The organism is Massilia sp. CT11-108 (genome assembly GCF_047302915.1).
GTDB lineage: Bacteria > Pseudomonadota > Gammaproteobacteria > Burkholderiales > Burkholderiaceae_D > Telluria > Telluria orientalis.
Window position 1 is genome coordinate 1 of record NZ_JBKYMO010000117.1, and the last position, 13,370, is coordinate 13,370.

A 13,370-nucleotide genomic window follows, 5' to 3' on the forward strand; every position below is an offset into this window, starting at 1 on the left:
GCTGAACGCGGTGTCGGCCCTCGTCGCGGCCGGCGCCCCCCGCGCCGCGCACCGCATGCGCGAACCGGCGCGCCGCGACGCCTGGCTCGCGGGCATCGTGCACGACCAGTCCCTCAAGACGGCGCGTCTGATGACGGTCACGGAACTGCTCGTCGACGACCACAAGCCGGAAGGCGCGCTGGAAGCCGTCGCGGAACTGAACGCCAGCGGCCAGCGCCATATCCACGCGCTGCAATGGGCCATGAAGGCCAACCAGCAGGCCCGCAACTGGCCTGAGGTGCTGCGTCTGGTGCGCATCCTCGACAAGCGCAACGCCTTGCACCCCGCGCTGTCCGCGCGCCTGCGCGAACTGGCCTACGACGCGCTGCTGTCCGAAGGCGGCCACGACGCCGAATCGATCCGCCGCGTGTGGGCCGGCGTCCCCGCCGGCGACCGGGTGAAACCGGCCATCGCGGCGCGTGCCGCGGCTGCCCTGAATGCGCGCGGCCTGCACGACGACGCCCGCGGCATCGTCGAGGATGCACTGAAAGCCGGCTGGGACGAGCGCGTCGTGCGCGCCTACCGCGAGGCGGCCGGTCCGGAAGGTTCGGCCACGCTGCTGGCGCAGATCGAAAATTGCGAAACCTGGCTGCGCGCCCATCCGAACGATCCGGAACTGGAACTGACGCTGGGTTCCCTGTGCCTGCGCCAGAAACTGTGGGGCAAGGCCCAGCGCTACCTGGAGCAGGCGCTGTCCGACGCCACCGAGCCGCACATGGTGCGCGAAGCCCACCTGAAACTGGCGCAGCTGCACGAGGCGCTGGGCCAGCGCGAAGAGGCCGACAGGCATTACCGGTTGTGCGCGCTGGCGACGGTGCTGTGACCGTCACGCGCGGTGTGCGTCCCGCTTGCCGCGCACGATGATCACGGCCATGTGGCCCGGCGTGCCGATGCTGTTCGCGACCGGGACGGCCGGCATTGCCCGGGCATCCGGCAGGCGGTCGATGACGGTCGATCCGGCGCCGGCGATGGCCAGCGTCGCGATGAAGATGGCTTCCATGTGTTTCTGGATGTTCATGTCGCTCCCCTCGGATTGGTGACGCGGGCGGCTGCCCCGTCGACGACCATCCAGCAGGAGGCGTGCCATCCGGCGATCGGGGGATTCCCGTGGCAAAAGAGGCCTGCCGAGTCGGGACCCCGCCAACACTGTGCTGCCGTGTGTGGGGGCCGGACCAACAGACTGCCTGTTGCGGCGGGCATTTCGGTGCTTACGCAACCTTGTGCAGCGCACAAGCCCAAGGCGATTCGTTATAATCGACCTTTTATTGTTTCCCCAGCAACCAAGGACTATCCATGAGCCTGAATAACGTCAACGCCGGCCGCGATGTGCCGAACGACTTCAACGTCGTCATCGAAATCCCGATGAACGCCGACCCGATCAAGTACGAAGTGGACAAGGAATCCGGCGCGATCTTCGTCGACCGCTTCATGGGTACCGCCATGCACTACCCGTGCAACTACGGCTACATCCCGAACACGATCGCCGACGACGGCGACCCGTGCGACGTGCTGGTCATCACCCCGTTCGCGCTGATCCCGGGCGTCGTCGTGCGTTGCCGCGCACTGGGCGTGCTGAAGATGACGGACGAAGCCGGCGGCGACTCGAAGATCCTGGCCGTGCCGGTCGAAAAAATCCTGCCGGTCTACGCGCACCTGCAAAAGGTCGAAGACGTCCAGGAATTGACCCTGCGCCAGATCCAGCACTTCTTCGAGCACTACAAGGACCTGGAAAAGGGCAAGTGGGTCAAGGTCGAAGGCTGGGAAGGCCCGGACGCGGCAAAGGAAGAGATCCTCGCCGGCGTGAAGAACCACGAGTCGAAGGGCGCATAATTCCCGCCCCTCCGGATGCAAGGGCCGCCACCCTGGGGTGAGCGGCCCTTTGTCGTTTACGTCACCACCCGATGTCGCGCAGCAGCGGGTACGTCAGGTCGCGCGGCGGCGTCACTTCGTGCGTCAGGTCGGTGTTGATCGCCGGTTCCATCAACTGGTTCGGCTTGGCCTCCGTCGTGTAGTGCGACACGGTCGAGCCCGGCGAGTACGCGGTCGGCGTGTACATCAGGATGCGGCCCGCGCTGTCCGTGCCGGCCAGGCGCGTCGTGTCGAGCCCCAGGCCGGCCAAGACGCCCGATTGCGTGCGCGAGCGGCGCTCCAGCGCCGCCTTCAGCCGGATGCCGTCGGCCTGCGTGATGCGCACGGACGGAATCGTGATGCTGGCGTCGTTGCCGCTCATGCCGCCGACGTCGCCCGGCTGGTTGTCCGCCACGACCATGCCCAGCGCACCCGCCGCCTGCACGTTGCGCGCCTTGGTGACGAAGTCGCACGTGCCGCGGTCCACGAGGGCGATGTTGCCGCGCACGGCGAGGCGGTTCACCGCATTCAGCGGATCGCAGGCGAGGCCCGTGCCGGTGGACTGGTCGACGACGGGCATCAGCTGGCCGGCGACGGGCGGATTGGACAGCGGCGGGCCGAACGACGCATCGCCCACTGCATAGTTGCCCGCGGCGGTGCCGGCGGCGGCGCCGCTGACGGCCAGGTTCGAGACCGGGTCCAGCACCTGCGGCACGGCGGCCGTCACGATGGGCCCGTTCCAGGACAGTCCGCGCCACGACACGGCCGACTGGGCGCGTTCGGCGTCCGTCATTTCCACCCACAGCTTGCCCGTGCGGTTGTTCAGCAGGTAGTAATCCCAGATCGACGGGATGCCCTGGATCTCGGCGCCCGTCTCGTCGTCGGTGAACGTCTGGAAGCCGAGGCCGTGCGCGAATTCGTGCAGCAGCACCGTGACGAGGTCGATCTGGCTGCCGAACTGGTCGTCGAGGCCGAGGTAGAAGCCGGAGCCGGGCAGGCAGTCGGGGAACAGCCCGAGGCGCGAGTTGAAGCGGGCGATGATGTGCGGCTCGCCCGGCGTCGCAACGTCCTGGCCCGCCAGCTTGCTGGCCAGGGCGCTCGGATACCACGTCGACGTGCGCGGCGCGCCGGGGAAGTCGGACCAGACCTCGTTGGCGCCGGCCGCGCCGAGGACGGCACTCGTGGCCGTGCACGACAGCGGCTCGAACGACGCGCCGATGCGGATCGGCACGCTGCTCGTGAGCGTCGCGCCCCAGATGTCGGCCGCGCGCCGGAATGCGTTCAGGCGCTGCTCGCCAAGCGTCGTGCCGGTATTGCCGCCGACGGGCGCGACCGGGGTGGCGTCGTTGAATCCGACGCCGGGCGCGTTCAGGTTGACGATCACGATGGTGGCCGCGGCCTGGGCCGAGGCGGCCGCGCCAAAGGTGAATGCACAGGCGGCAGCGATGCCGGCGAGGGCGCCCAGGGCCCGTTGCAGGCGCGACGATTCAACGGCTTTCATGCTTCGGCTCCCCGTGGATGTGGTCCGGGTTGTGGTCCAGTGTCCGGCCCTGCACGCATTCGCTCGTCAGCTTGCCGTCGGGACCGCGCGTGACGACTTCGTAGACCATGCTTTTCTCGCCGAGGCGCACGCCGCGCGAGCCGTCGCGGCGGCTCATCGTACCTTGCGCGCGGGGTGCGGCGAGGCCGGCGGTGGCCGGTGCCCTGGCGCGCAGCTCCTTCAGCTCGTCGGCCGTCGGCGCGCGCAACTGGCCGGTCTGCGGATCGCGCACGACGACCATGCCTTCCTGGCCCGCAGCCCTGGCGTGCATCGAAAAGGCGGCCAGCACGCACAGGGCGGCCAGCGTGCCGATGGTGAGCAGTTTTTCCTTGGACATGGCTTCCTCCGGTTCAAAGGCGTGACTGGCGGCGCAGCAGGGTGATCATGCCCAGGCCCAACGCCAGCATCGTCCAGTGCGCGGGCTCCGGCACCGCCGTCACTACCGAGACCGTATCGAGGCCGACATAGTTCAGGGTATCGGCCGGTCCCAGGTAGCGGAATGCGAAGCGGCCGTTGCCGCTGTTCGCGATGGTCGCCGTGAACTGCTGCCAGTCCGTCGGATAGCCGGCCGTGCCGCCGATCGTCGTCAGCAGCGTCGTGAAGTCGGCCATGTCGGTGCCCGTGCCCGCCGCGTAACGCACTTCGAGCAGGTCGTTGAAGCCGGGCAGGGCATCGTGCCGCGTGTAAAAGCTCAGCACCGTGGTGCCGGACAGGTCGAGCACCGGCGTGATCAGCCAGTTGTCGACGCTGCCGTTGCCGTTCGCGGCGCTGAGGAAGTTGGCGGCCGCATAGGCATCGGGCGCGCCGGACTGGGCGGGGAACAGCGCCGGGTTGCCCTGGAACCACGCGCTGCCGGCCGGCACGCTGTGGTTCACCTGGGCCCATCCGGCGAGGCCCGCCACGTCGTCGAATCCTTCGCTGAGCACTTCGACCCCGGCCGCCCGCGCGGTCGACGCGCCCAATGCGGCCAGCGACAGCGCGGCTGTCGCGAACAAGGTTTTTACGGGTTTCATGGACGCCCTTTCATGTCATATGAATGGGCTCATCTTATGAGTCGGATGATGACGATCCTTGATTTTCAGCTAACGAACGGCGTGGACAAAGCTGAGGTATCGATGGGCGGGCCGCGACGGGCCGCGCGACGGGACAGGAGGGCAAGGCTGCCCTCCGGCGGATGGGATCAGCGTGCGAAGCGGCGCAGCCGCAGCTTGCCGACGATGCCGATCGGGAAGAAGTAGATGGAGAGGATGAACAGCACGCCGAGCCACAGCATCCAGCGGTCCGGATGCAGCGCGGCGGCCAGCAGCGGGACGCCGGACAGCATCCCGGAGGCCTGGCCCATCAGGGTCTTGAGATAGTTCTGCGCGAGGATGAACAGCGTGGCGCCCACGACCGCGCCATACATCGTGCCCATGCCGCCGATGACGACGATGAGCAGGATGTCCGTCATCACTTCGAAGCCGAGGCTCGTCTTGGGCCCGACGTAGCGCAGCCACAGGGCCATCAGCGCGCCGGCCAGCGCGGCCACGACGGCGCCCAGCACATTGGCCCAGATGCGGTAGACGACGGTGCGGTAGCCGAGCGCCTCGGCGCGGAACTCGTTCTCGCGGATCGCCTGCAGCACGCGGCCGAACGGCGAGTTCACGAGCCGCAGCAGGAACAGGAACAGCACGAGGCAACCCGCGAACACGACGTAATAGGTGACCAGCTTGCCGTCGACGCTGCGCCCGAACACCTCGTTCTCCATCAGCGTGAAGCCAGGCGACAGGACTTCCGGCACGCTGAACGTGCGGCCATCCTCGCCGCCGGTGAAGTCCGACAGCTGCGACGCGAGCACGGAGAACGACGACGCGACGGCCAGGGTGATCATCGCGTAGAAGATGGCGCGCACGCGCAGGGCGAACAGGCCGATGACGAACGCAAGGACCACGGTCAGCGCGAGCGCGGCGACGATGCCCGTGACGATGGCGCCCCAGGTCGGCTCGTCCACGCTGGCCAGTGCGATGCCGACGCCGTACGCGCCGATGCCGTAGAACATCGTGTGGGCGAACGAGACGATGCCGGTATAGCCGAGCAACAGGTCGTACGACGCGACGAGCACGATGTAGACGCAGATCGTGGCCGCCGTGTTCAGCGGGCGCGCGCCGGAAAAGAGGAACGGCGCGAACAGCAGGCCGAGCAGGATGACGACGAGGAGGGCGGTCAGCGCGCGGCTGCGCGGCAGGTCGCCGGAGAGAAGCTGGGTCAGCATGTCAATGACGTCCTTTCGAGTACAGGCCGGCCGGGCGCCACAGGAGGACGGCGATCATCAGCACGATGTTCGAGACGAGCGCCACCTTCGGCGCGAGGAAGCCGGCGTAGTTGGCGACGAGCGCGATCAGCAGGGAGCCGATGAAGCAGCCGCCGACGGACCCCAGGCCGCCGATGATGATGACGATGAACGTCAGCACCATGATCTCGCTGCCCATGTGCGCCACGAGCGTTTCCTTGTACAGGCCCCACATGACGCCGCCGAGGCCCGCCAGCGCGGAGCCGGCCGCGAATACGCCCACGAACAGGCGGCGGATGCGGTAGCCCAGCGCCTCGACCATCTCGCCGTTCTCGACGCCGGCGCGGATCAGCAGGCCGATCCTGGTGCGGTTCAGGGTGACGAACATCGCGGCGAACACGACGAGGCCGACGACGACCGCCAGCAGCCGGTATTTCTCGATCGCGGCCTCGCCCAGGAACACGGCGCCGCGCAGGGCGGCCGGCAGCGGCAGGGCGATCTGTTCGGAACCCCAGATCACGTTGATGAGCTGTTCGGACACGATCATGCCGCCCATCGTGATCAGGATCTGTTTCAGGTGCTGGCCGTAGACGGGCATGATGACGACCCGTTCGAACGCCCAGCCGAGCAGCGCCGTCACGACCATCGCGAGGAGGACCGCGAGGCCCAGCACGCCGAGGTTGGCGAGCAGCGAATCCATCTGGAGCCAGCCGCGCATCGGCAGCAGCACGAACGTCGCGGTGAATGCGCCGACGGAGACGAAGGCGCCGTGGCCGAAGTTCAGCACGCTCATCAGGCCGAACACCAGCGTGAGGCCGCTGGCCATAATGAAGATCATCATGCCCATCGCGAGCCCGGCCACCGTCAGGGTGACCCAGGTCGGCAGGCTCATGAAGGGCAGCGCCGCCAGCACGACGGCCGGCACGAGCAGCAGCGGGGCGAGGTCGCGCCGTGCCGCCGGCAGCGGGGCGTCCGCCTGCTGCGCAATAGGTAAGGTTGCACTCATCGTTGTCCTATTGGTGGGAGTCGAGCGACAGGCCCAGCAGGCGCTGCTGCAAGGTCTCGTCGTGCGCCAGGTCGTGCATTAGCCCCGCGTGGACGACATGGCCGTCGTCCATCACGCTCACGCTGTCGCCCAGGGTGCGCACGAAGTTGAAATTCTGTTCGACGAGCAGGATGGTCGTGCTCGTGTCCTTGAGGTCGCGGAATGCCGCCATCAGGCTTTGCACGATCGCGGGTGCGAGGCCCTTGGTCGGCTCGTCCACGAGCAGGAGCTTCTTCGGCTCGACGATCGCGCGGGCGATGGCCACCATCTGCTTCTGGCCGCCCGACAGATTGCCCGCCGGGTAGTTCCAGAATTTCTTCAGCGCGGGGAAGAAGCCGCAGATCCAGTCCACGCGCGCCGCGTCCAGCGGGCCGTTGCGCGCGGCGAGATACAGGTTCTCGCGCACCGTCAGTTCGGAAAACACGGCCATGCTTTCCGGGACGTAGGCGATGCCGGCGCGGGCGATGTCGGGTGTGGACAGCTTCGTGATGTCGCGGCCGTCGAACGTGATCGTCCCGCGGCTGGCCTTCCACAGGCCCATGATGGTGCGCAAGGTCGTCGTCTTGCCGGCGCCGTTGCGGCCCAGCAGCACGGCCAGGCCGCCGCGCGGGACGACGAGGTCGACGCCCTGCAGGATGTGGTACTGGCCGATGTGGGTGTGGACGCCGGACAGCGTGAGGATGGGTTCGGTCATGGGCAGTTTCGTTCTCAGCGTGTCAGGCGGGTTCGGGGGTGCCAAGATAGGCCTCCTGCACGATTTTCGATTGCATCACCTCGGCCGGCTGGCCATCCGCCACCAGGGTGCCGTTGTGCAGCACGATGATGCGGTCCGCGAGCGCACGCACGACGTCCATCTTGTGTTCGACGAGCAGGACGGTCCGGTTGCGCTCGGCCTTGACCTGGTGGATCAGGTCGAGCACGACCGGCACCTCGTCCACGCTCATGCCGGCCGTGGGTTCGTCGAACATCAGGATGGACGGTTCCAGCGCCAGCAGGATCGCCACCTCCAGCTTGCGCTGGTCGCCGTGCGACAGCGTGCCGACGAGAGAGGCGCGCTTGCCGCTCATCGACACGCGCTCGAGGTAGTGTTCGGCGCGCTGGATGACTTCCTTGTGGCCGAACCACAGCGACAGCATGCTCATGCCGATGCCGGCGCGGCTTTGCACCGCGAGCCGCACGTTCTCCAGCACCGTCAAATGCGGGAACAGGTTCGTCAGCTGGAACGCGCGCCCGACGCCCAGGCGCGTGCGGCGCGCGGGCCCAAGCCGCGTGACGTCCTGGCCGCCCACGAACACGCTGCCGGACGTCGCGGGCAACTGGCCCGAGACCAGGTTGAAGTACGTCGTCTTGCCGGCGCCGTTCGGGCCCACGATCACGGTCAGCGTGCCCGGATAAAACTCGGCCGTCACCGCGTTGACGGCCACGTGGCCGCCGAAGCGGATGGTCAAATCGCGCGTGGCGAGCGAAGGCGCGGCCATGTCAGCGTTTGTTCCGCACGGGCAGCGGCAGCTCGCTGGCCGGGATTTCGCGCACCAGTTCCAGCAGGTCCCATTCGTTCTTCTGGTCCTTCTTGATGCGGAAGTGGTACATCGGCTGCAGCGCCTGGTGGTCTTCCTTGCGGAAGGTCATCGTGCCCTTCGGCGTCTCGAACGACATGCCTTCCATCGCCGCCGCCATCTGGTCGCCGTTCCCGGACGGGACTTTCTGCAGCGCCGCGACGACGGCCGCCGCCGCCGCCATGCCGCCTGCCGTGAACATGTCGGGCGGCACCTTGTAGCGCTTCGTGTGCTCGGCCACGAGCCAGTCGTTCATCTTGTTCTTCGGGAAGCCGTAGTAGTAATTGATGGTGCCTTCCGTGCCGGCATAGGCCTTCCACGTCTTCATCACGGGCAGGATGTTGCCGCCCGGGGCCAGCGAGATGCCGTAGCGTTCCGGCTTCATGTCCGCGATCTTGTTCATCGGGTTCGGGCCGGCCCAGACGATCGCCAGTACGCGCGGCTGCGGCTTGTCCTTCAGCGCGTCGAACAGGCGCTGCGTGGGCGCGGTGAAGTCCGTCGCGGCGGCCGGCGCGTATTCCTCGTGCACGACGTTCGCCTTGCTGCCCGTGGCGGCCAGTGCTTCCTTGCCGGCCTTGATGGCGTCGCGGCCGAACGCGTAATCCTGCGCGAGGAATGCGACGCTGCCGTTCTTCAGCGTCGACGCGGCGGCCAGCGCATCCTGCATCGAATTGCGCGCGGTGCGGAAGATGTACTTGTTCCACTTGGCGCCCGTGATCTCGTCGGCCACGGCCGGCTCGACGATCAGCACCTTCCTGTATTCCTTCGCGACGGGCAGCATTGCGAGCGCGGCGCCGGACGACGTCGTGCCGACGGCGATGTCGGCCTTGTCGTCGCCATAGGCTTCCGCCAGCAGCGTGCGCGAGAGGTCGGGCTTGCCCTGGTCGTCCTTGACGATCACCTTCAGCTTGCGGCCGTTGATTTCCATCTTGCCGCCCGTGAGGTATTCGAGGCCCAGCATGAAGCCGGTCTCCGTTTCCCTCGCATAGGATTCCAGCTGGCCCGTCTTGCCGGCGATGAGGGCGACTTTCAGGTCGGGAGCGGCGAGCGCGGAAGCTGTCGCCGTCATGGCGAAGGCGGCGAACAGGGCGAAGGGCAGGGGTTTTACGTATTTCATCTCGTCTCCTTGAGATGGTGGGCACGGGGTGCCCACCCTACTTTTTAGGGTACTTGGGCCAGGAAATGCAGGATCGCATCGAGTGCGACGGGTTCCGTCAGCATCGGCGCATGGCCCACGTTCGGGACTTCGACGCAGGCCATCGTCGGCGCCGCGCGCCGCATCCATGCGGCCTGGCGTTCTTCGAGCAGGTCCGACAGCGTGCCGCGCACGAGCAATACGGGGCGTTCCTGCGTGAGCTTGCGGAACGCCATCCGCAGCGGCAGCGACGTCGGCCTGAGTTTACCGGTTTGCAGCGCGATCGCAATATTCGGGTCGTAGCGTGGCGCCAGCCGGCCGGCGGCGTCCGGGGCGAAGGCGCGGCGCGCCCATTTGTCCCAGTCGGCATCGACGTTGTCCGGGAAGGCGCACGCGTTGATGGCGCGGACGTAGCCGGCGGCGGCGGGCCACGAATCCACCGCAGCCGTCCGGCCCGCGTAGCCGGCGATGCGTGCCAGGCCTTTTTCCGAGATCACGGGGCCGATGTCGTTGATCACGGCGGCGGCGATCAGGTCGATGTGCTTCGCGGCCAGGGTCATCGTGATCAGGCCGCCCATCGACGTGCCGACGAACACGGCGCGCGGGATGTGCTGGTTCGCCATGAACCGGGCGACGTCCCCGGCGTACACGCTCGGCGTGTAGTTGTCGGGATTCGGATCGCGCTGCGACTCGCCGCGGCCGCGCATGTCGAGCGCCAGCACGCGCCGGCCCTGGCGCGCGACGATCGGTGCGAACTCGTCGAAGTCGGATGCGTTGCGCGTCAGTCCGTGGATGCAGATCACGGGCAGGCGCCCCGTCGCGCCGGCGTCCGCGGGGTAGTCCCGCGCATGCAGCGCGAGGCCGTCGTTGCTCGTATAGCGGATGGAGGTGTAGTTGGCCACGCTGGCGATATCCTGTCGTTCGATGTTCGGTAGTGCGGCGGATGCCGGTGTGGGGCGCGTGGCCGGGCGGGCCGGCCACGCGGTGGGGCGGGTCAGAAGCGGTACTCGATCGTCCCCTGCACGGTGCGCGGCGCACCGTAGAAGGCCGTCAGCGTGCCTTCGTTGCCCAGGGTCGGGAACAAATAGCCCGCCGTCTTGTAGTGCACGTCCGACAGGTTCTTGCCGTGCAGGCCGGCGCGGATCTTGCCGTCGGCGCGGGTCCAGACGATGCTGGCATCGTACAGCTTGTACGCGTCCTGGTCGATCACGGACGGCGTCTCGAACTGGTACGTCTGGCCGCGGTACGACGCGCTGCCGATCAGCGACAGGCGGCCGTTGTAGCCCGCCAGCGGCATCGGCACCTCGTAGGTGGCGCGCAGGTTCGCCGAGTTGCGCGGCGTATTCTGGAAGTGGCGCTGGTCGGCCACGTTCACACCCGCCACGATGTACTCGTTATATTTGGCGTCGATGTAGCTGTACATGCCGGACAGCGAGAATTCCTTCGTCAGATGGGCCACGGCCTCGAATTCGAAGCCCTTGATCTTGGCCTTGCCGGCGTTGGTCGTGAGGCCCGCGAAGCTGTCGTCCTTGCCGTCGCCGTTCGTGTCGATGGCCACCGAGCCCGGGATCTGCACGTCCTTGTAGTCGCTGTAGAACACGGCCGTGTTGGTCGTGATGCGGCCGCCGTTGAACGAGGATTTCAGGCCCAGCTCATAGGTGCCGATCGTCTCGGGCTTGTAGCCGGCGCGGGCCTGCGCCAGCGAGATCTTCGTGCCGACCACGTTCGTGCGAGGATCGAAGCCGCCGCCCTTGAAACCCTTCGAATACGACGCGTACACGTTCTGCGACGGCGTCGCCTTCCAGCTCAGGGCGATGCGCGGCGTGAACTTCTTGTCCTCGCGCGACAGGTCGCGCAGGTCGGTGTCGGTGCGGAACAGGATCGCGCCCGGGTTGCCCATCTCCGGCGTGCCTTTCATGCCCAGGTAGATCTGGCGGTAGATGTCGGCGTCGCGCTTGTCCACCGTGTAGCGGCCGCCCAGCGACAGCTGCAGCGCGTCGGTCAGGTTGTAGCTGCCGTCGGCGTATGCGGCCCAGGCCTTCGTGTCGATGCTGCCGCTCGTGAAGGTGCTGGTCGGGACGGCGCCGGCGAGGATCGTGTCGAACTTGTTGTACGCGTTCGCGTCGATGTAGTAGACGCCGGCCACGCCCTGGATCTTCGGACCCGTGTAGGTCAGGTTGAATTCCTGGCTGAACTGGCGGTTCGTGTACAGCGCCGGCACTTCCATGTCGACGACGGGCAGGGAATCGAAGTCGATCGGCGCCCACGATTTATCCTGGCGCTGCGCGGTGATCGACTTGAACGTCAGCTCGGGCGACACGTTCCACTCGACGGTGGCGGCGACGCCGTGCTGGCGCACCGACTGCTTGTGGCCGAGGGCCGTCAGCATCTCCGCATTCGTGTCGTACACGTTCGACAGGATCGGGGCGCCGCTCGTGCGGCCGACGATGAGGCGGTGGCCGTTCTTCGGATGCGAGTCGTCCTGCGTGATGTCGCCGGCGAGGCGGATGAACAGGTCGGGCGTCGGCGTCCATTCGGCCGACAGGCGCGCGGCTTTCAGGTCCTTGTCGTAGTTCGGCGAGCCGTCGAACAGGTTCGTGCCGTAGCCGCCGTGCTTGAAGCGCGCGACCGTGCCGCCCACGCGCAGCTGCTCGTTGACGGGCGTGCTGGCCGTGATGACCGCGTCGCGCTCCTGGTAGTTGCCCAGGGTGCCGCGCAGGCGCACGTCCGTCTGCGGGGCCAGCTTGCGGGTGACGTACTTGACGGCGCCGCCGATGGTGTTGCGGCCGTACAGCGTGCCCTGCGGGCCGCGCAGCACCTCGATGCGCTCGACGTCGTAGATGTCGGCCACGGCGCCCTGCGGACGGGCGAGATAGACGTCGTCCAGGTAGATGCCGACGCCGGATTCGAAGCCGGCCAGCGGGTCGGCCTGGCCCACGCCGCGGATGAACGCGGTCAGCGTCGAGTTGGTGGCGCGCGACGCCTTCAGGGTGGTGTTCGGCAGCGCCGTCGCCAGGGCGACGACGTCGGGGACGGCCTGCTTCGACAGCTGGTCGGCGCTGAACGCAGTAACGGACACCGGGACATCCTGCAGCGTTTCCTCGCGACGGCGCGCGGTGACGACGACTTTCTCGATCGTGCCTTCCGGTGCAGTGACGACACTGCCGGCGGCACCGCTGGCGGCACCCGTATCCTGGGCGTGCGCGGCGCCGGCGGCACCGCCGGACAGGACGAGCAGGGCGGCAGCCGAGCGCTGGATCAGCTGCTGTTTCTTCTTGCTAAGACGCATTGAGGTCTCCTGATTTTGTTGTGGTGTCATGCGTTCAGTCTTCGCATGCATCACAGTGTGCCTCGGATGAATTTGGCTGAAAAGACAACGCCGCGCCCACAGGGTGTGCATTTATGCACAACGCCGCGGGACGTCCCGTGAGGGGCGGCGCCAGAGGGCGCGGCGTGTCGCGACGTCCGGAAAGCGGGTTTGCTGTGCATACGCAAGCGCTGTTCCGAAAACGTTGCAGCGGCAATGTGCACTGGTGCACAATATGTCACCTTGATATCAAACAACGGTTCCCGAAAAAGCCGCAGCGAATGGCGATCCCATGCGTGGCGGGTCGGAGAATGGGGGAGACAGACATGCACAGCCTGCCGGAATGGACGGACCTGCGGTTTTTCCTGGAGCTGGCGCGCGCCGGCACCCTGTCCGGGGCGTCGCGCCGCCTGGACGTGGAGCACACGACGGTGGCGCGCCGCATCGACCGCCTCGAGCAGCAACTGGGCACCACGCTGTTCGACCGTTCGCGCGAGGGCTACGAGCTGACGGAGATGGGCCAGGCGCTGCTGCCGCACGCCGAAGCGATGGAAGGCGCGGCGTGAATCCGAGCTCGTTCAGGTACGACAGTTCGCGACTCGCGAGGCGGTCCTGCACGTAGTCGACGAAG

At 67.4% G+C, this 13,370-nt stretch carries 13 protein-coding genes and 1 pseudogene; 3 read left to right on the plus strand and 11 right to left on the minus strand.

Annotated elements, in window-relative coordinates:
* Positions 1-862 (plus strand): heme biosynthesis protein HemY (locus tag ACEN88_RS12020; protein WP_413339840.1); only part of this gene is annotated, 862 nt, incomplete at its 5' end.
* 3 nt (positions 863-865) lie between these two features.
* Here ACEN88_RS12020 and ACEN88_RS12025 read toward each other — a convergent pair.
* Complete coding sequence (locus tag ACEN88_RS12025) at positions 866-1,057, minus strand: hypothetical protein (protein ID WP_413339841.1); 192 nt, start codon at positions 1,055-1,057, stop codon at positions 866-868.
* A 275-nt stretch (positions 1,058-1,332) separates the two neighbouring features.
* Here ACEN88_RS12025 and ppa point away from each other — a divergent pair, with 275 nt between their 5' ends.
* On the plus strand, positions 1,333-1,869 hold the full coding sequence (ppa, locus tag ACEN88_RS12030) for an inorganic diphosphatase (protein ID WP_413339843.1): 537 nt from the start codon (positions 1,333-1,335) through the stop codon (positions 1,867-1,869).
* Positions 1,870-1,930: 61 nt separating this feature from the next.
* On the opposite strand, the gene ACEN88_RS12035 is transcribed toward ppa, so the two are convergent.
* From ACEN88_RS12035 to ACEN88_RS12080, 10 genes are all read right to left on the minus strand, one after another.
* Positions 1,931-3,388: a PA domain-containing protein gene (locus ACEN88_RS12035; protein WP_413339845.1), complete on the minus strand. Its 1,458-nt coding sequence runs from the start codon at positions 3,386-3,388 to the stop codon at positions 1,931-1,933.
* The gene (locus tag ACEN88_RS12040) at positions 3,375-3,764 is read right to left on the minus strand and encodes a post-PEP-CTERM-1 domain-containing protein (protein ID WP_413339846.1); all 390 of its coding nucleotides are present in this window, start codon (positions 3,762-3,764) and stop codon (positions 3,375-3,377) included. Before ACEN88_RS12040 ends, ACEN88_RS12035 begins: the two co-directional genes overlap by 14 nt.
* A gap of 13 nt (positions 3,765-3,777) precedes the next feature.
* Positions 3,778-4,440, minus strand: a complete 663-nt coding sequence (locus ACEN88_RS12045; protein ID WP_413339847.1) for a choice-of-anchor J domain-containing protein — start codon at positions 4,438-4,440, stop codon at positions 3,778-3,780.
* A 167-nt stretch (positions 4,441-4,607) separates the two neighbouring features.
* Entirely contained in the window at positions 4,608-5,678 is a 1,071-nt protein-coding gene (locus ACEN88_RS12050; protein WP_413339849.1) for a branched-chain amino acid ABC transporter permease, read from the minus strand.
* A gap of 1 nt (position 5,679) precedes the next feature.
* On the minus strand, positions 5,680-6,702 hold the full coding sequence (locus tag ACEN88_RS12055) for a branched-chain amino acid ABC transporter permease (RefSeq protein WP_413339851.1): 1,023 nt from the start codon (positions 6,700-6,702) through the stop codon (positions 5,680-5,682).
* Positions 6,703-6,709: 7 nt separating this feature from the next.
* Positions 6,710-7,435: an ABC transporter ATP-binding protein gene (locus ACEN88_RS12060; RefSeq protein ID WP_413339853.1), complete on the minus strand. Its 726-nt coding sequence runs from the start codon at positions 7,433-7,435 to the stop codon at positions 6,710-6,712.
* Between the two features lie 22 nt (positions 7,436-7,457).
* On the minus strand, positions 7,458-8,219 hold the full coding sequence (locus tag ACEN88_RS12065; protein ID WP_413339855.1) for an ABC transporter ATP-binding protein: 762 nt from the start codon (positions 8,217-8,219) through the stop codon (positions 7,458-7,460).
* Between the two features lies 1 nt (position 8,220).
* Positions 8,221-9,414 carry a substrate-binding domain-containing protein gene (locus ACEN88_RS12070; RefSeq protein WP_413339857.1) on the minus strand — a complete coding sequence of 398 codons (1,194 nt, stop codon included), beginning with the start codon at positions 9,412-9,414 and terminating at the stop codon, positions 8,221-8,223.
* A gap of 44 nt (positions 9,415-9,458) precedes the next feature.
* On the minus strand, positions 9,459-10,334 hold the full coding sequence (locus ACEN88_RS12075; protein WP_413339858.1) for an alpha/beta fold hydrolase: 876 nt from the start codon (positions 10,332-10,334) through the stop codon (positions 9,459-9,461).
* 92 nt (positions 10,335-10,426) lie between these two features.
* Positions 10,427-12,721 (minus strand): TonB-dependent receptor, encoded by a 2,295-nt coding sequence (locus tag ACEN88_RS12080; protein WP_413339860.1) that lies wholly within the window; start codon positions 12,719-12,721, stop codon positions 10,427-10,429.
* A 344-nt stretch (positions 12,722-13,065) separates the two neighbouring features.
* Here ACEN88_RS12080 and ACEN88_RS12085 point away from each other — a divergent pair.
* Positions 13,066-13,302: pseudogene (locus ACEN88_RS12085) on the plus strand (LysR family transcriptional regulator); the annotation flags it as partial.
* Positions 13,303-13,370: the final 68 nt, after the last annotated feature.